Below are 15,888 nucleotides of genomic sequence, written 5' to 3' on the forward strand. Positions count from 1 at the left end.
GAACGTTCGGAAGGTCCAGACAGGGCACGTTCTCACACAGCCGTGCCGAATCGAGGAACCATGCCTGAAGCCTTCATCATCGACGCCGTGCGTACGCCGGTCGGACGCCGCGGCGGCTCGCTCGCCGGCATGCACTCCGCCGACCTCGGAGCGCACTCCCTGTCCGCACTGATGACCCGTACCGGGGTCGACCCGAGCGCCGTCGACGACGTGATCATGGGCTGCTGCGACACCATCGGCTCGCAGGCCGGCGATGTCGCGCGTACGGCCTGGCTCACCGCCGGGCTGCCGGACGAGGTGCCCGGTGTGACGATCGATCGCCAGTGTGGCTCGTCCCAGCAGGCTGTGCACTTCGCGGCCCAGGGCGTCATGTCTGGCACCCAGGACCTCGTGGTGGCCGGCGGACTGCAGAACATGTCTGCGATCCCGATCTCGGCCGCGATGCTGGTGGCTGACCAGTACGGCTTCACCACGCCGTTCGCTGAGTCCCCGGGTTGGCGCGCACGGTACGGCGACGTCGAGGTGTCGCAGTTCAACTCCGCCGAGATGATCGCCGAGAAGTGGGACATCAGCCGCGAGGACATGGAGGCGTTCGCGTACGCCTCGCACCAGCGGGCACGTACCGCGATCGCGGAGGGTCGCTTCGCGAACGAGATCGCGCCGGTCGGAGACTTCGCGGTCGACGAGTGCCCCCGCGAGACCTCTCTGGAGAAGATGGCGGCCCTCAACCCGCTGGCTCCCGGTGGCCGGATCACGGCCGCAGTTGCCTCCCAGATCTCGGACGCGTCCTCGGCGATGCTGATCGCCTCCGAGGCAGCCGTCGCCACCCACGGCCTCACGCCGCGGGCGCGGATCCACCACCTCTCGGTCCGCGGGGATGACCCGATCTGGATGCTGACCGGACCGATCCGGGCCACCGAGTACGCGTTGAAGAAGGCCGGGATGTCGATCGACGACATCGACCTCTTCGAGTGCAACGAGGCGTTCGCCTCGGTCGTGCTGGCGTGGATGAAGGAGACCGGGGCGCCGCACGAGAAGGTCAACGTCAACGGGGGCGGCATCGCGCTCGGGCACCCGATCGGGGCCACGGGAACCCGCCTGATGACGACGCTTCTCAACGAGCTCGAGCGCACCGGTGGCCGCTACGGCCTGCAGACGATGTGCGAGGGCGGCGGTCAGGCCAACGTCACGATCATCGAGCGGCTGTGACGGCCCCGTCGGCGTTCGCGCCTGCCCAACTGGGGCCGGTGACGCTGCGCAACCGGATCATCAAGTCGGCGACCTTCGAGGGGCGTACGCCCGACGGCCTGGTGACCGACGAACTCATCGACTACCACCTCGCGCCGAGCCGCGGGGGAGTCGGACTCACGACGGTCGCCTACCTCGCGATCGCGCCCGAAGGGCGTACGCACGGCGAACAGATCGTCGTCGGATCGTGGTCCGCGCCGGGGCTGGCGCGACTCACGGATGCGATCCATGAGACCGGCGCGAAGATCTCCGGCCAACTCGGCCACGCCGGCCCGGTCGCAAACGGCCGCTCCAACCGCCACCGGGCGATCTCGGCCTCGTCGATGCCGTCGCCGCTGAGCATGCAGATGATCCGCGGCGCCACGGAGAGTGACATCACCCGGATCACCTACGACTATGTACGCGCCGCACGCATCCTCGTCGACGCCGGCTTTGACGTGCTCGAGGTCCATCTCGCGCACAGCTATTTGTTGAGCGCGTTCCTGGCGCCCGGACTGAACCGGCGGCGCGATCGTTGGGGCGGATCGCTCGAGAACCGGGCCCGCTTCGCGCGTCAGGTCGTACGCGCCGTGCGGGATGAGGTCGGCGACGAGGTCGCGGTCATCGCCAAACTCGGGATGAGCGACGGTTCCCCGGCAGGGGTGTCGGTGCCCGAGAGCATCGAGGTCGCACAGTGGTTGCAGCAGGACGGTGGCCTCGACGCGATCGAACTGAGCGCCGGCAGCTCGCTCCTGAACCCGATGTATCTCTTCCGTGGCGACGTGCCACTGAAGGAGTTCGCCGCGCAGATGCCCGGGCCTGTGCGCCTCGGTCTCAAGACCCCGATGGGCCGGACCTTCTTCCGTGCGTACGAGTTCCGCGAGGCGTTCCTGCGCGAGAACGCGCTCAAGTTCCGCGCCGCGGTCTCGATGCCGCTGGTCCAGCTCGGCGGAATCAATGACCGGGCCACGATCGATCAGTCGATGGCCGACGGGTTCGAATTCGTCGCCATGGCCCGGGCGCTGCTGCGCGAACCCGACCTGGTCTCCCGGCTCGCCGCTGACGAGACGGGGCACGGGCTGTGCATCCACTGCAACCAGTGCATGCCCACCATCTACACCGGCACTCGCTGCACGCAGCTCCCGCTCCTGCCGAAACCCGACATCCGTCAGCCCGAGACGACCGGAGTGAGGCCGAGCGCCGCGCGTGCGCGAGCGCTTGCGCCGAACGAGGGAGTGCCGCGCGAAGCGCGGCCGACCCGACGTCCGTCAGGTCGAGATGGATAGTTTGGCCTGATGCGCGAGCCGAACCCGATCAGGTCAGCTGCCACAGTCATCGTCGTACGCGACGGAGCAGCTGGGCTCGAGACGTTGTTGTTGCGCCGCCACTCCGACATCGCCTTCCACGGCGGCTCCTGGGTCTTCCCCGGCGGCCGGATCGACGCGGCCGACTACGGCTCCACGGAGCTTCCGTCGGACCCGATGTCGGATGGCCACGAACCCGCAGCTCGAGTGGCCGGGGTACGCGAGGCCAACGAGGAAGCCGGGCTCGTACTCGATCCGGGCGAACTAGTGCCGTTCTCGCACTGGACCACCCCCGCACTGCGGGTCAAGCGGTACGCGACGTGGTTCTTCGTGGTCGCCGCGCCTGTCGGTGAGGTCACGGTGGACGGGTCCGAGATCACCGATCATCGGTGGATGTCTCCGCTCGCGGCGCTCGACGCGCGCGACAGTGGCGAGATCGAGTTGCCGCCGCCGACATACGTGACCCTTCGCCGGCTGGCCAGCTCCTCGACCGTCGCCGAGGTGCTCAAAGAAGCCGCCGACGCTCCCTATCTGCGTTTCGAACCGCACATCCACCTCGTCGAGGGCGGCTTCGTCTCGATCTACGAGGGCGACGCTGCGTACGAGGACGACTCGCGCCTCGATGCCGAGGCACCGAGGCATCGCCTGTACGCGGTCAACCCGATCTGGCGCTACGAGCGCACCTGACTCACCGCCGAGACCCGGCATCCGTCACGCCGAGACCTGGCGTCTGTCAGCCCCGGTACGGCTCTGTGGCGTACCGCGACATGATCGCGAGGATCTGCGCCGGATCCATCCGCCCGTCAGGCCCCGGCGGAAGGTCGGCGAGTTCGCGGAAGTAGTTGATGTACCGCTCCGGGGTGACGGTGCAGAGCAGCGTCGCGGGCGCGGACGAGTCCGCATTGGCGAACGTGTGCGGGTCCCCGATCGGAGCCGTCACCAGACTGCCGGCGGGTGCGAGCAAGGTGTCGGCGCCGCTGGTGAACAACACGGTCCCGCTGACGACGAAGAACGTCTCGTCGTGCTCGCGGTGTACGTGCTGCGGCGGGCCGCCCCATCCCGGCGCGAGCTCGCACTCGACCATGCCGATCCGCTTGTTGGTCGCGGTCCCATCGCTCAGGACGCGGAACTGGCACCCGGCGGCGACGAAGCTTTCGCCGGTCCCGGGCGCCGACAAGGTGACTGTCATGAGATCTCCTTCGAAATAAGACACGTGTCTCATATCAAGACATCTGTATCATCGACTCCATGGGCGACCCAGTCAACCCCCGACCTTCGGCGCGGGAACGTACGCGGCACCTGCTGCTTGAGACCGCACGCGCGATGATCGCCGCCGGCGAACCGGTCTCCGTGCAGTCGCTGGCCGAGCGCGCCGGTGTCTCCCGTGCGACCGCGTACCGCTACTTCACCAACGCCGACAGCATTGTCCTCAACGCGAGCCTGCCGGCCGCCGACAACCCGTTCCGCGACCCGCAGTGGGAGCCCCCGGGCTCGGGGGAGTACGCGGACCTGCCGATTCGGATGGGGCAGGTGGTCGTGGCGACGTCTGAGTGGGCCTTCGACCATGCCAACGAGTTGCGGTCGGTGCTGGCGGCGAGCCTGTCGCCCGACAGCGCGACGCGCGGGATGTCCCGGGTCGGCAAACTCAACCGCGGCCGATGGATCGACTCTGTGCTCGCAGACCTGCCGCCCGACATCGATCCTGAGACCAGGCAACGCCTGACCAATGCGCTCATGCCGCTCTTCGGAGCTGACGCGGTCGTCTGGACGACAGATGCCGCGGAACTCGACCGCGACCAAGCGATCGATCAGCTGCGCTGGACTGCCGAAACACTCGTCCGGGCCGTCCTGGCTCAGTCCTGAGGCCGCGGTGACATGAAGGCGATCGCCGGACTGATCCCGATCGACTCGCCACGCAGCGTCGTGATCCGACGCCCCGGCTGGACCGCGTCCTTGATGCGCCCGACCCGGTCACCCAGGTGCAGAGCCAGCGCATCGATGTCATCGACGCGGAACGTGATGCCCCAGAAGCTGTCGTCGCCCGACGCCGGTTCGTGCGGACCGATGACCTCGAGGATCACCTCGCCGAGCCTCAGGAACAGTTGCCTGAACGCACCTGCGTCACGCTCACGCAGTACTTCCAAACCGTACGCGTCCCGCAACCTCTGCGCGGTGCGTACGAGATCGGTCGACATGAGTACGACGTGGTCGATCTGGGTGACGTGGTTGGGGTGCGCCGGCGCGCGATCCGGGGCTTCTGCATCCACCACAGTCCATCCGGTGATCCCGGTGCCGTCGCCACCGAACCGAAGCCGCACGGTCCCGACCTGACAGACATCACCCTCGATCGCGAACCCCAGTGCCTGCCAGGCATCGGCGGAGTCGGCGATCTGGACCTCTTCGATGATCACCTGGCGACCGTATCTGGTGCTGGCGGAGCATCAGTGGAAGCGGACGCCCCGGACGAGGCGATCAACCTCCGTGGCAAGGCCCGGCGAGCCGGAGGCGTTGTAACAGACGTCGATGTCGAACTCGGAGAGCGATCCTGCGGGGCTGCGTCCCGGGGTCGGCGGGTACGCCTTCAGGGTTTCGGTCGCAGTGGCGCCTGCCGGACAGTCCTGGGTGGCTGCGTACACCTTGATCTCGACGCGCTGGCCGTCGACGACGGTGTCGGTCCGCCCCGCACGGTTGTTCGGAACGAACTGGCTCCCGCTGACCGTCACGATGACGCCGCCGGGGGAGAGAGTGGAGATCGGGCCGCGGCAGGAGACTGCCGTGACGCCACCCGACTTCGTCGTCACGCACGGGTTGTGCGGAGTCTGGTTGGTGAAGTACCCCACCGTTCCCCACGGAGCAGGCGTCGGCGGCGGTGGTGGGACGAAGCGCCACGCTCTCGGGTGCTGCACGCTCGCGGCGGTGAACGTATTGAAGGGAGTGGTCGTCCAACCCGCTGGCGTGACCGTGACAACCGGTGTGCTCGTGGTGTGCGCAGAAGGCGATGGCGAGCCGCAGCCGCTGACGGCCAACGCGAGGAGCGATCCGCTCAGGAGAAGACAACGATTCATGATTCCTCCGGTGCAGATCATGCGGGTACAAGCCTAGGACGCCGTATGAGGATGCCTTCGTTCCATCGCGGGCTGTCCAACTCGATCCGCCCACCCGCAACCGGCTTCGCGCAACGGGCAGACTGGGGTCATGGTGAGCGCCCTCCTGTCCGTGACGTTCGCGTGCGGAGTGGTCATCGCGGTCTCGCATGTCCTCAACCGCAGCTTCGTCGCGCCGGTCTATGACGTGGTCGCGAATCTCCTGGCGTTCGTGTGCGCTGCGTCCGCGTCGGCCCTGCTTCACCACTGGCTTCCCGCAGCACTGTCGGTGGCGGCAGTGGCGTGCTGGCTCGTGCTCGCCCGGCGTACCGCTGCAGCTCTCTGATCGACCACCTCAATCTCTGACCGGAGCACACATGAACACCATCCTCTGGATCGGCGCGGGAATCCTCGCGTCGGCATTCCTGGCCGCAGGCCTGACGAAGGCCACGCAGCCGAAGGAGAAGCTCGCGCCGAACATGGCGTGGGTGGAGGACTACTCGTCCCGAGCCGTACGCCTCATCGGCATCGCGGAGATCGTCGGTGCGGTGGGGCTGATCCTGCCGGCGGCAGTGAGGGTAGCCGTCTGGCTCACACCGCTTGCAGCGGCAGCCCTCGCCGTGACGATGCTCCTCGGAGCGGCCGCGCACGTACGCCGCGGCGAGATCGCGCTCGCCATCCCGTCCGGTGTCCTCTTCGTCCTCACCGCAGCGGTCGCGATCCTGCGATTCGGTCCGTACGCCTTCTGAGATCCGGACGACGGCCGTAGTGTCAAGGCGTGCTGGAGATCCGCCCCAACTGCGAGCGCTGCGATCGCGACCTCAAGCCGGATGCGGTCGCGTACATCTGCACCTTTGAGTGCACCTGGTGCCCCTCGTGCGTGGACGGGTTCGAGGGCCGACGGTGCCCGAACTGCAACGGCAATCTCGAACGGCGCCCGATCCGGCCGGCAGCCTTGTTGGCGCAGCATCCGGCCAGCACGGTACGCGTCACAAGTTGAGCCGGCCGGTTAGGGTCCAGGAGTGCCGAGTTTCATCCCCACGCCATCCGACGATCCCGTATCCGAGCGCCTGCTCACCGCGTACTTCACCTCACGCGCACTCGGGTTCACGACGCACCCGGACGGCTACCGGATCACCCACCCCGACCCGGCGTGGTTCACGCCGCCGGCTGGGGTGTTCCTTGTCGTGGAGGACGACGACGGGCGCCCGGTCGGTTGCGGTGGCGTCCGGCGCATCGACGACATCGACGAGGCCACCACGTACGAGATCAAGCACCTGTGGCTCGATCCGGAGACACGCGGACGGGGCTGGTCCCGGCCGCTGATGACGGAGCTCGAGCAGCAGGCCCGGGGGTTCGGGGCGGAGCTGATGGTGCTCGACACGAACGAGTCGTTGACCGCCGCCCAACACCTCTACCGATCCTCGGGTTATGAGGAGACAACGGCGTACAACCTCAACAAGAACGCCACCCACTGGTTCCGGAAACGCCTCGACTGAGTGCTCGACCACCACCCGAAAGCCAGCGGCCACGCAACGTTCATCGGGGCATCCTCGGGACGTAAGCCGTACCCACGAGGCTCGGTGTGGCTCCTGGCGTGGAGCTCCCCGAAGCGCGGCTCCGGGGTCTCGGGAGGAGCATCATGATTCGTCGTTTGATTCCGGGCGCCGCTGCAGCCGTTGTTGCCGCTGGCCTGCTGGTCATCTCGTCGCCGGCAGCCCCGCCGGCGCTCGCCGCAGTGAGCGGCAACCTGATCGTCAACCCGGGTGCCGAGAGCGGCGAGTGCAGCGTCAACGGCCTCCAGGGCGAGACCCTTCCTGGCTGGACGATCACGAACGGCATGCCGACCAACGTCTGCTACGGAACTGCCGGTGGCTTCCCGACGAGTACGACGCCCGGGGCGCCGAGTCGCGGGAACACGTTCTTCGCCGGCGGTGGCACTGGCAACGCGACCATGGAGCAGTCGGTCGACGTGTCGTCCGCCGCCACCGCCATCGATGCCGGCGGGGTGACGTACAACCTCTCCGGCTGGCTCGGCGGATGGTCGAGCCAGAATGACACCGCCGGAGTGCAGGCGACGTTCCTGAACGCCTCCGGGACGAGCGTGGGCACCGCGCAACTTGCGGCGGTGACGGCGTCGGATCGCGGCAACACGACCGAGTTCCTGCAGCGCACCGCCACGGCTGCCGTCCCGGCAGGCACGCGTACGGTCCGCGTCGACGTCAACTACGTCTGGTCGGGCGGCAGCACCACCGACGGGTACGTCGACAACCTGTCCCTGACGCTGTCCACCACGGTCACGCAGCCCACGCTGAGCGCGCCGGCCTCGTCGGTGCCCGGCTTCGACCACGTGTTCCTCATCTACATGGAGAACGAGAACGGCTTCCAGCAGTCGGTCGACGGGAACAACTACATCTACGGCAACGCGGCGGCGCCGTACATCAACAACACCCTGGTGCCGATGGGTACGCGGCTCAACAACCTCTACGGCACCACGCATCCCAGCGACCCGAACTATCTCGCTCTGGCGGGCGGGTCGGTGTCCGGTCAGACGAGCAACCCGGCGGTGGGCAGTGTCAACGCGACCAACCTCGCCGACCGTGCAGAGGCGGCTGGCAAGACCTGGAAGGCGTACAACCAGGGTGCGAACGGCACCTGCGACCTGACCACCCACGGGTCCACGTACCCCGACGACGAACCGTTCACCCTCTACAACGATGTCGCGAACAACAGCACCCGTTGCAACAGCCACATCATGCCGCTGACGCAGCTGTCGACGGATCTCTCCTCAGCCTCCACCACGCCGAACTTCTCGTGGATCGCTGCCGACGACTACTACGACATGGAGGCTGGCGGCATCGCACCCGGTGACACGTGGTTGAGCCAGACGCTGCCGACGATCTTCAACTCACCAGCCTGGAAGACGCAGCGTTCGCTGCTGATCGTCACCTGGGACGAGGGCTACACGAAGTCGTACGGACCGAATTACCCCAACGAGGTCGCCGGCGTCATGATCGGCTCGCCCGGGACGGTGAAGGCTGGTGCGACCAGCACGACGCGCTACAACCAGTACAGCATCGGCCGGACGATCGAGAACGCGCTCGGGCTCTCCCCGATGACCCCGAACGACACGTACGCGCAGCCGATCAACGACGTCTGGGGTCAGTCGACCAGCCCGACGCTCAGCACGACCACGCCGTCGGTCACGAACGGATCCTCGATCACGTTCAACTACACGACGCCTGCCGCGACGAACAGTTCGACCAACTGGGTCGGGATCTACAAGCAGGGGAACACGCCGGGCAATCAGGCTTCCACCGACTGGAAATACACCGCCGGCACCAGCGGCTCGGTCACCTTCACGGCCAACTACGGGCCCGGGACCTATCAGGTCTACTACCTGTACAACGACGGCTACACCGTGCTCGCAGGTCCGATCACGGTCACGCTCAACTAGCAGCGGGGCGCCAGATGCCTCGGGGCCGCCGGCAGCCGCACGCTGACGTGTAGCCCGCCGCCCGGGCGCGGGCGCAGTGTGAGGGTGCCGTTGTGTGCCTCGGCGATGCGCTGGACGACAGCGAGCCCGAGTCCGACGCCCGCCTGGTCGTGGTGGACCCGTTCGGTTCCTCGGTGGAAGGGCTCGGTGAGTTGGGCCACCACGTGCGGATCGACGAGCGGTCCGGTGTTCTCGACGACGAATTCCACATGAGTGGGGTGCGTACTCGTGGCGATCTGTACGGTGCCGTGCTTGGGGAGATTGTGCACGATCGCGTTGTGGATGAGGTTGACGGCCAGTTGGGTGATCAGCGCCGCCGACCCCGAGGTGTACGCGGCGTCCGTCGAGGCTTCGATGCGGATACCGTTCCTCGCCGCGACGGGAAGAAGGGCTTCCACTGCTTCGTCGGATGCAAGCGACAGGTCCACCACCTCAGAGGTGAATGCCCCCTGTTCGGCCCGGCTCAGCAGGAGGAGAGCCTCGGTGAGTTCGATGGCTCGGTTGTTCACCGACTGCAGACGTTCCAGGAATTCGTCACCCACCGCCGCTGGGTCCCTGCGAGCCACTTCGAGCATCGTCCTCGTGATGGCGAGGGGCGTACGCAACTCGTGCGAGGCGTTGGCTGCGAAACGCTGCTGTTCGGCCACATGGTCTTCAAGACGGGCGAGCATGATGTCGAAGGCGTCGGCCAACTCCCGGAACTCATCGCGCGGGCCTTCCAACGCGATCCGATGGGTCAGCGATCCCGCCGAGGCGAGTCGGGTGGCTTCGGCGATTCGGTTCAGGGGAGCGAGCATGCGGCCGGCGAGGAGCCAGCCTCCGCTGAGCCCGAAGAGCAGCAGGAACCCCAGAGCCGTGGCCGCGAACGGTGCCGCCTGTCGGACGAGGATCGTCTTGTAGCCCGGGATGAAGATCAGCCCGTTGTGGCGGGCGTGGATGAGGAACTCCCAGGCGGCGAGCAGCAGGATGGCTCCGGCGACCATGAGGAAGCCGGCGTAGCTGAGGGTCAGTTTGAGGCGGGCGCTGAGGCCCCACGACCTAGTCACCGGGCGACCGCTCGAGGGCCACGTCGATCCGGTAGCCGACGCCGGGAATCGTGGCGATCAGCCACGGTTCGCCCAGGCGTTTGCGAAGCGCGGAGACGGTGATCCGTACGGCGTTGGTGAAGGGATCGGCGTTCTCATCCCAGGCGCGCTCGAGGAGTTCCTCCGCACTGATCACGCCGCCTTCGGCCCCGACGAGGACTTCGAGTACGGCGAACTGCTTGCGGGTCAACGCGACGTACCTGCCGTCTCTGTAGACCTCGCGACGGAACGGGTCGAGGCGGAGCCCGGCGATCTCGCGTACCGGAGGCCGACTGTGCGCGCGGCGGCGATCGAGGGCCCGCAGCCGCAGTACCAGTTCCTGGAGTTCGAACGGCTTCGTCAGATAGTCGTCCGCACCGAGTTCGAAGCCCGAGGCCTTGTCGTCCAACCGATCTGCGGCGGTCAGCATCAGGATCGGCATGCCGGTCCCGGAGGCGACGATGCGGCCGGCGACCTCATCGCCCGAAGGGCCCGGAATGTCCCGATCGAGCACGGCGATGTCGTAACTGTTGACCGACAACATCTCCAAGGCGGTGTCACCGTCTCCGGCGACGTCGGCTGCGATCGCCTCAAGGCGCAGTCCGTCACGGATCGCGTTCGCCAGCAGCGGCTCATCCTCGACGACCAATACGCGCACGGTCCGATCGTAGGGAACCCGGCATATCGCCGACATATCGAAAACTGCATACCCCCCGACAACAGGCGTCCGCGTTGACTCGCTGCCATGACCAAACACGCGGCAGGTTCCCGCAAAAGGCAGCGCCCCCGCGGCGCCACCGTTGCAGCCGTCCTCGGAGTGGCCATCGCGCTGGGCGCCCTGGGGTACGCGACGGTGGTCTCGGTTCCCAGCCTCGCCTCATCGGCGCGGAGCGAGTCGGGACTGACCGACACGGGCGGACTGAGCGCCGCCGACGGAGTCATTCCCGGCACGGTCAGCATTTTCAACGAGACGTACGCCGGCATCACCCACCTCAAGCCCGACATGCTGGCGTCCCTGCGCAAAGCCGCCAAGGCGGCCGGCGACGAGGGCATCGAGATCGATGTCACCAGTGGTTGGCGTTCGAAGGCGTACCAGCAGAAGCTCTTCAACCAGGGCATCAAGGAGTACGGATCCGAGCAAGCGGCCGCTCAGTGGGTGGCCCGTCCGGGCACGTCGATCCATGAGGCAGGGGACGCAGTCGACGTCAGCGGCTCCGGGGCGCAGGCGTGGTTGGTGCAGAACGGGCGGTTGTACGGCCTGTGCCAGATGTACGCCAATGAGCCGTGGCACTTCGAATGGCGGCCGGCGGCCATCGAGAGCGGTTGCCCGGAGATCTACACCAACCCCGGCCAGGACCCGAGGCTCGCGCAATGATCTGGGCGGAGGTAGCGGCGCGGATGTCTCCGATGGACGGCTGCGCCTGGTTCCTGACGTTCAGCGGCGCAGTGACCACGGCGGTCGTCGTGGCTCCCTTCCTGCCCGTGCTGATGTGCCTGCTGGCCGCCATCCGCAGGCTCCGCGGCCGCGCACCTGGAGCGGCCTTGCGTACCGCGGTGCTGGATGTGGGCCTGATCTACGCGACGGTCGTGCCGATCTGGCTCACGATGGTTCCCGGAGGTCATCCAGGGCTCGTCGTCCATCCGTGGACCGACATCCCGACGATGCCGCACGACGCACTCCTGGGAAACCTGCTGCTCCTGGCCGGGATCGGGTTCTTCGTGCCGATGCGCTTCCGTCTGATGTCCTCGGTGACACTCACGACCTTGCTGGCCATGGCGATCTCGTGCGCCATCGAGACGTGCCAGTACGTATTGCCCATCGGTCGCGTCGCCTCGATCGACGATGTCATTCTCAACACGAGCGGTGCGGCCGTCGCCGCGATCCTCGCCGTACCGTGGTGGGCGAGGCGACCGTGGGCCCGTTCGGTGCCGGCACATGTGTTCCTGCCGTCGGTCTGACTGCCGACGACGGCGACGCTCAAGTGATGGAGTCGGCTAACGGGCGAATGTGCGCAGGAACGCCACGCCGTCGGCGGTGACACCGGCGTGGACCTGATTCGCCATCGTGATTGCCGCGGCCCGGTCGGCGGCTCTCATTCGGCAATGCTCGCCGCTGTCGGCCTCGATGTCCACGACCCAGCGATCGCGCAGTAGGTGCTTCTGGATCAGGCCCGGCGCGTACGTGTAGTCGACGTATGTCCCCACGGGATTCGTGAGCACGGCCGGCGGTCCCCAGGAGCGCTGCCACCGCCGAAGTCTGTCGACGGCGGGCTCCACCCGGATCGTGACTCGTACGTGGTCCGGTCCGAGGGCGTCGGGCAGCTCTCCAGCGCCCGGCGAGACAACCGAGTACGGAGTCGGGTCGTCGGAGCTCACCGATGTAGTCAATCAGGGCGGTGGGCGAGTCGGCTACCGTCGCGGTATGCGGCACCGGCTCCTGGTTCGAGTGGTGCTGATTGCAGCCAGTTGGTGCGTCGGCGCGCTGGTGGCGAAGGTCGGGTTGTGGTGGTCCGACCATTACCCGAAGAGTCCGACGATCGAACTCTGGTACCAGGTCCTGATCTTCTTTTCGTTAGCGGTGGCCGTCGGCGGATCCACGCTGGCCATCCGGGCAACCAGGCGCCATCGAAATTCGATGAATTGATCCGTGTTCGGACGTACGTGAATTGAAAAGAGGTGTCTTCCGGGAGTTCTGGCGCGGTGCTAGGTTCCAGCGAGGGGCGGGCTTCCTGGAGGAGACACGAATGTCCCATGGCAATCAGAAGGCACCTGTTCCGGAAACGTCATTGTCGGCCATGGGCCGACGAAGTTTCCTCACCACAGCCTCGGCTCTGAGTTTCGGCGCGACCGGAATTCTGGTGGGTCGAAATTGGCACCAAGGCTCCGCCGCACAATCGACGGCAATACGGCTCGTCGGCGATTCGTGCACATTGACCCCTCCGGCCGGATTTCCGCAGGGCATTCCGCTCTATCAACAGGGTTATCGGAACTGGTCGGAGGAGACGATTGTCGACGACGTCTGGACGTGCGCGCCGTCCAATGCGGCCGACGTCGTCGCAGTCGCCAACTGGGCGGTCGGGGCCGGTTATCGGATCCGGCCTCGGGGATTCATGCACAACTGGGCCCCGTTCACGGTGTCCAACAGTGAGAGCTGCTCGAGTCCCGTGGTCCTGCTCGACACCACCACGTGCATGGTGTCGATGGAACTCATCACCGGACCTCCGCCGGCCGTCAAGGTGGGGCCGGGCGCCACGATGGAGGCAATCCTCGGCTTCCTGGAGGGCAACAACGCTGGCCTCGCGTCCGTACCCGCTGTCGGTCAGATCACCATCGGCGGTGCGATGGCGATCGACGCCCACGGCGCATGTGTCCCGGCGGACGGCGAGACTCCGTTGGCCGGCCAGGCGTACGGGTCCATCAGCAACCTGGTGCTGTCGCTCGACGCGGTGGTCTGGAACAGCACGACCAGTGCGTACGAGGTGCAGACGTTCACTCGTAGCGACCCACGGACCAAGGCGCTCCTGACCCATCTGGGACGTACGTTCGTCACCTCGATCACCCTGCAGGCATCGGCCAACCAGAACCTGCGGTGTCAGAGCTACACGGATGTCTCGGCGGCCACGCTCTTTGCTCCGCCCGCGACCGCCGGGAGCCGGAGTTTCGCTGCGTACATCGCGAAGGCGGGCCGGGTCGAGGCGATCCTCTATCCGTTCACCAGCAACCCGTGGCTGAAAGTGTGGAGCGTCTGCCCGAACAAGCCGCTGCTCTCGCGCCACACGACGACGCCGTACAACTACGTCTTCTCCGACATCATCCCGCAGTCGGTCGCGATCCTGGTCAACGAGATCATCGGCGGGAACCCGTCAGCGGCTCCCGCGTTGGGGGCAGCGGAGTACGCGGCGACGGTGAGCGGACTGACAGCCTTCCTGGACTACGACCTTTGGGGTCCGGCCAAGAACACGCAGCTGTACATCCAGGCCTCGACGCTGCGTCTGGCCGAGGGAGGCGGCGCAGTCCTGTGTCGTCGTGCCGATATCCAGCGCGTCGTCAGCGAGTTCTACGCGAAGTACTCCTCGCTGATGGCGTCGTACCAACAAGCCGGCAAGTACCCGATGAACGGACCGATCGAGATCCGAGTCTCGGGTCTCGACCACGGCTCGGCGGTGCAGGCGACCGGCGCCGAGCCACCGAGCATCTCAGCCCTCCTCGAGCGGACCGATCACCCGGAATGGGACTCAGCGGTCTGGACGAACATGCTCACGATCCCGGGGACGCCGTACGCGTACGACTTCTACACCGAGATGGGCAACTGGGCCCGGACGAACTACGCGAGCTACGCCGCCGTACGCGTCGAGTGGTCGAAAGGATGGGCGCACACCACCGCCGGGCCATGGACCGACACCAACGCCCTCACCCAGACGATCCCGAACGACTTCCGGGTTGCCCGTACGTCCAGCCAGAACTGGGACTGGGCGCTCGGCGTGTACGACACGCTCGACCCGCACCGGATCTTCACCAGTCCGTTGCACGACGTGTTGACGCCCTGACCAGGCGATCAGGAGAGGTTCAGCGGCCCACCGGTCGTATGGCGCGCAGTGTGGAGTTCCATCTCCTGCTGACAGCGCCGACGCCCCTGGACGCCTCCAAAGATCAGAATCCACGCCCCAGCCTCCACCGCCAGTCCGCCAACGATGCCGGTCGGGCGCGGATGCTCTGCAAAGAACGCGAGGGCGCCGATCACGAGCACCGCGCCCAGGAAGATCAGGTACTTGAACAGCTTGGCGAGGTCCTCGAGTGCCTCAGTCACCCTGTCACCCATCCGTAAGCCGCCCATCGGAGACTTCGCGCTCGGTCGGTTCCGGCGCCGCGACGATCTGACCAACTCCGAGACCGTTCACCATTGCCATCCCCGAAACAGTCGGGCAGCGATGTTGCTGCCGACACTACGAGTGTGTCGTCTGATGCGCCGAGTCAGTAGGGGCCAGCGCCTAGCGCCTGTAGTCAGTTCGGGCCAGCCGCAGGCTGGCCACGCCAGTGGTGCCTCCAGCTCGCGTTCTGCTGGCTGGGATCAAGGGAGCGAGTCGGCCACAACCTGGTGCGGTCTACCACTGCCCGATGGACGACGGCAGTTTCGTTCAGATCTGGTTCCTCACCGCAAGCGGCGATGCCAGTATCCGAATCGGGCTGCGCGGGTGTGTGTTCTATCTGCCGCCCCGGTCGGATCTGGGCGTCTGGCCCGCCGCCATGGCGTCGACGCACTAGCGGCACATGAGGACGGACTGCACCGTCCAACCAAGAGGCCGTTTCCTCAAGGGCCAGGGCGATTGTCGCAGTTGCCGGTGCGTTCCCTATGCTCCGCGCATGGCCGCCGACGCTGACGATCCCCGCCCTGATGTAGCTGAGCAGAACGCACAGTCCCTCGAGGAACTCCACGCAAGCACTCGCGATGACTCCAAATCGCATGCTGTCGACGTTGATGAAACCGAGGCCGCCGAGAGCTTCGAACTTCCCGGTGCCGACCTCTCCGATGTTGAACTCGCAGTTGAGGTCGTTCCTGAACAGCAGGATGAGTTCACATGCATGAGCTGCTTCCTGGTTCATCACCGCACGCAATTGGCTGATGCCAAGAAGATGATCTGTCGCGACTGCACGAGCTAGACGCTTCTGGGGACGCCGGTCATCAGGGACGGCACCGCGCCGCACCGACTGTTCGT

Annotated in this window: 23 protein-coding genes; 16 read left to right on the plus strand and 7 right to left on the minus strand. The window is 66.6% G+C overall.

Features of this window, described 5'->3' with window-relative positions:
• The first annotated feature begins 60 nt into the window (after positions 1–60).
• From KCTC_RS13575 to KCTC_RS13585, 3 genes are read left to right on the plus strand one after another with little or no spacing between them, the layout of a single operon-like run.
• Positions 61–1,209 (plus strand): acetyl-CoA C-acetyltransferase, encoded by a 1,149-nt coding sequence (locus KCTC_RS13575; RefSeq protein WP_125569749.1) that lies wholly within the window; start codon positions 61–63, stop codon positions 1,207–1,209.
• The gene (locus tag KCTC_RS13580; RefSeq protein WP_125569750.1) at positions 1,206–2,513 is read left to right on the plus strand and encodes an oxidoreductase; all 1,308 of its coding nucleotides are present in this window, start codon (positions 1,206–1,208) and stop codon (positions 2,511–2,513) included. Before KCTC_RS13575 ends, KCTC_RS13580 begins: the two co-directional genes overlap by 4 nt.
• A gap of 9 nt (positions 2,514–2,522) precedes the next feature.
• Complete coding sequence (locus KCTC_RS13585) at positions 2,523–3,218, plus strand: NUDIX hydrolase (protein ID WP_125569751.1); 696 nt, start codon at positions 2,523–2,525, stop codon at positions 3,216–3,218.
• A 46-nt stretch (positions 3,219–3,264) separates the two neighbouring features.
• On the opposite strand, the gene KCTC_RS13590 is transcribed toward KCTC_RS13585, so the two are convergent.
• The gene (locus KCTC_RS13590; protein ID WP_164512600.1) at positions 3,265–3,720 is read right to left on the minus strand and encodes a cupin domain-containing protein; all 456 of its coding nucleotides are present in this window, start codon (positions 3,718–3,720) and stop codon (positions 3,265–3,267) included.
• Between the two features lie 59 nt (positions 3,721–3,779).
• Here KCTC_RS13590 and KCTC_RS13595 point away from each other — a divergent pair, with 59 nt between their 5' ends.
• On the plus strand, positions 3,780–4,394 hold the full coding sequence (locus KCTC_RS13595; protein ID WP_125569753.1) for a TetR/AcrR family transcriptional regulator: 615 nt from the start codon (positions 3,780–3,782) through the stop codon (positions 4,392–4,394).
• Here KCTC_RS13595 and KCTC_RS13600 read toward each other — a convergent pair.
• Together KCTC_RS13600 and KCTC_RS13605 are read right to left on the minus strand one after the other, a co-directional pair.
• Complete coding sequence (locus tag KCTC_RS13600; RefSeq protein ID WP_125569754.1) at positions 4,385–4,942, minus strand: VOC family protein; 558 nt, start codon at positions 4,940–4,942, stop codon at positions 4,385–4,387. The genes KCTC_RS13595 and KCTC_RS13600 overlap by 10 nt on opposite strands.
• Positions 4,943–4,972: 30 nt before the next feature.
• The gene (locus KCTC_RS13605; protein ID WP_125569755.1) at positions 4,973–5,332 is read right to left on the minus strand and encodes a hypothetical protein; all 360 of its coding nucleotides are present in this window, start codon (positions 5,330–5,332) and stop codon (positions 4,973–4,975) included.
• 115 nt (positions 5,333–5,447) lie between these two features.
• Here KCTC_RS13605 and KCTC_RS13610 point away from each other — a divergent pair, with 115 nt between their 5' ends.
• The 6 genes from KCTC_RS13610 (at position 5,448) to KCTC_RS13635 (ending at position 9,071) form a co-directional block, all read left to right on the plus strand.
• A complete protein-coding gene (locus KCTC_RS13610; protein ID WP_125569756.1) occupies positions 5,448–5,633 on the plus strand; it encodes a hypothetical protein in 186 nt (61 codons plus the stop codon).
• 93 nt (positions 5,634–5,726) lie between these two features.
• A complete protein-coding gene (locus KCTC_RS13615) occupies positions 5,727–5,960 on the plus strand; it encodes a hypothetical protein (RefSeq protein WP_125569757.1) in 234 nt (77 codons plus the stop codon).
• A 31-nt stretch (positions 5,961–5,991) separates the two neighbouring features.
• Positions 5,992–6,363 carry a DoxX family protein gene (locus KCTC_RS13620; RefSeq protein WP_125569758.1) on the plus strand — a complete coding sequence of 124 codons (372 nt, stop codon included), beginning with the start codon at positions 5,992–5,994 and terminating at the stop codon, positions 6,361–6,363.
• A gap of 29 nt (positions 6,364–6,392) precedes the next feature.
• Entirely contained in the window at positions 6,393–6,614 is a 222-nt protein-coding gene (locus KCTC_RS13625; protein ID WP_125569759.1) for a DUF1272 domain-containing protein, read from the plus strand.
• A gap of 22 nt (positions 6,615–6,636) precedes the next feature.
• Positions 6,637–7,113: a GNAT family N-acetyltransferase gene (locus KCTC_RS13630; protein WP_125569760.1), complete on the plus strand. Its 477-nt coding sequence runs from the start codon at positions 6,637–6,639 to the stop codon at positions 7,111–7,113.
• A 143-nt stretch (positions 7,114–7,256) separates the two neighbouring features.
• Positions 7,257–9,071 carry an alkaline phosphatase family protein gene (locus KCTC_RS13635; RefSeq protein ID WP_125569761.1) on the plus strand — a complete coding sequence of 605 codons (1,815 nt, stop codon included), beginning with the start codon at positions 7,257–7,259 and terminating at the stop codon, positions 9,069–9,071.
• On the opposite strand, the gene KCTC_RS13640 is transcribed toward KCTC_RS13635, so the two are convergent.
• Both KCTC_RS13640 and KCTC_RS13645 read right to left on the minus strand, forming a co-directional pair.
• A complete protein-coding gene (locus tag KCTC_RS13640) occupies positions 9,068–10,156 on the minus strand; it encodes a sensor histidine kinase (RefSeq protein ID WP_197715202.1) in 1,089 nt (362 codons plus the stop codon). The two genes, KCTC_RS13635 and KCTC_RS13640, sit on opposite strands and share 4 nt — an antisense overlap.
• Entirely contained in the window at positions 10,149–10,832 is a 684-nt protein-coding gene (locus KCTC_RS13645; RefSeq protein ID WP_125569762.1) for a response regulator transcription factor, read from the minus strand. Before KCTC_RS13645 ends, KCTC_RS13640 begins: the two co-directional genes overlap by 8 nt.
• 87 nt (positions 10,833–10,919) lie before the next feature.
• Here KCTC_RS13645 and KCTC_RS13650 point away from each other — a divergent pair, with 87 nt between their 5' ends.
• Positions 10,920–11,549, plus strand: coding sequence for a M15 family metallopeptidase (locus tag KCTC_RS13650; RefSeq protein ID WP_125569763.1), 630 nt, complete (start codon positions 10,920–10,922; stop codon positions 11,547–11,549).
• Entirely contained in the window at positions 11,546–12,133 is a 588-nt protein-coding gene (locus KCTC_RS13655; RefSeq protein WP_164512601.1) for a VanZ family protein, read from the plus strand. Before KCTC_RS13650 ends, KCTC_RS13655 begins: the two co-directional genes overlap by 4 nt.
• 36 nt (positions 12,134–12,169) lie before the next feature.
• Here KCTC_RS13655 and KCTC_RS13660 read toward each other — a convergent pair whose 3' ends face one another.
• Complete coding sequence (locus KCTC_RS13660; RefSeq protein WP_125569765.1) at positions 12,170–12,550, minus strand: hypothetical protein; 381 nt, start codon at positions 12,548–12,550, stop codon at positions 12,170–12,172.
• A 46-nt stretch (positions 12,551–12,596) separates the two neighbouring features.
• On the opposite strand from KCTC_RS13660, the gene KCTC_RS13665 reads away from it, so the two are divergent.
• Positions 12,597–12,818 (plus strand): hypothetical protein, encoded by a 222-nt coding sequence (locus KCTC_RS13665; protein ID WP_125569766.1) that lies wholly within the window; start codon positions 12,597–12,599, stop codon positions 12,816–12,818.
• A 286-nt stretch (positions 12,819–13,104) separates the two neighbouring features.
• A complete protein-coding gene (locus KCTC_RS13670; RefSeq protein ID WP_197715203.1) occupies positions 13,105–14,721 on the plus strand; it encodes a cholesterol oxidase substrate-binding domain-containing protein in 1,617 nt (538 codons plus the stop codon).
• Positions 14,722–14,729: 8 nt separating this feature from the next.
• Here the strand turns inward: KCTC_RS13670 and KCTC_RS13675 are convergent, their stop codons facing one another.
• Positions 14,730–14,981, minus strand: a complete 252-nt coding sequence (locus tag KCTC_RS13675; protein ID WP_125569768.1) for a hypothetical protein — start codon at positions 14,979–14,981, stop codon at positions 14,730–14,732.
• Between the two features lie 308 nt (positions 14,982–15,289).
• On the opposite strand from KCTC_RS13675, the gene KCTC_RS14780 reads away from it, so the two are divergent.
• Together KCTC_RS14780 and KCTC_RS13680 are read left to right on the plus strand one after the other, a co-directional pair.
• Positions 15,290–15,436, plus strand: coding sequence for a hypothetical protein (locus KCTC_RS14780; RefSeq protein ID WP_164512602.1), 147 nt, complete (start codon positions 15,290–15,292; stop codon positions 15,434–15,436).
• A 99-nt stretch (positions 15,437–15,535) separates the two neighbouring features.
• Positions 15,536–15,832, plus strand: a complete 297-nt coding sequence (locus tag KCTC_RS13680; RefSeq protein ID WP_125569769.1) for a DUF4193 domain-containing protein — start codon at positions 15,536–15,538, stop codon at positions 15,830–15,832.
• Positions 15,833–15,888: the final 56 nt, after the last annotated feature.

The sequence above is a fragment of the Nocardioides baekrokdamisoli genome (genome assembly GCF_003945325.1).
GTDB classification, from domain to species: Bacteria; Actinomycetota; Actinomycetes; order Propionibacteriales; family Nocardioidaceae; genus Nocardioides; species Nocardioides baekrokdamisoli.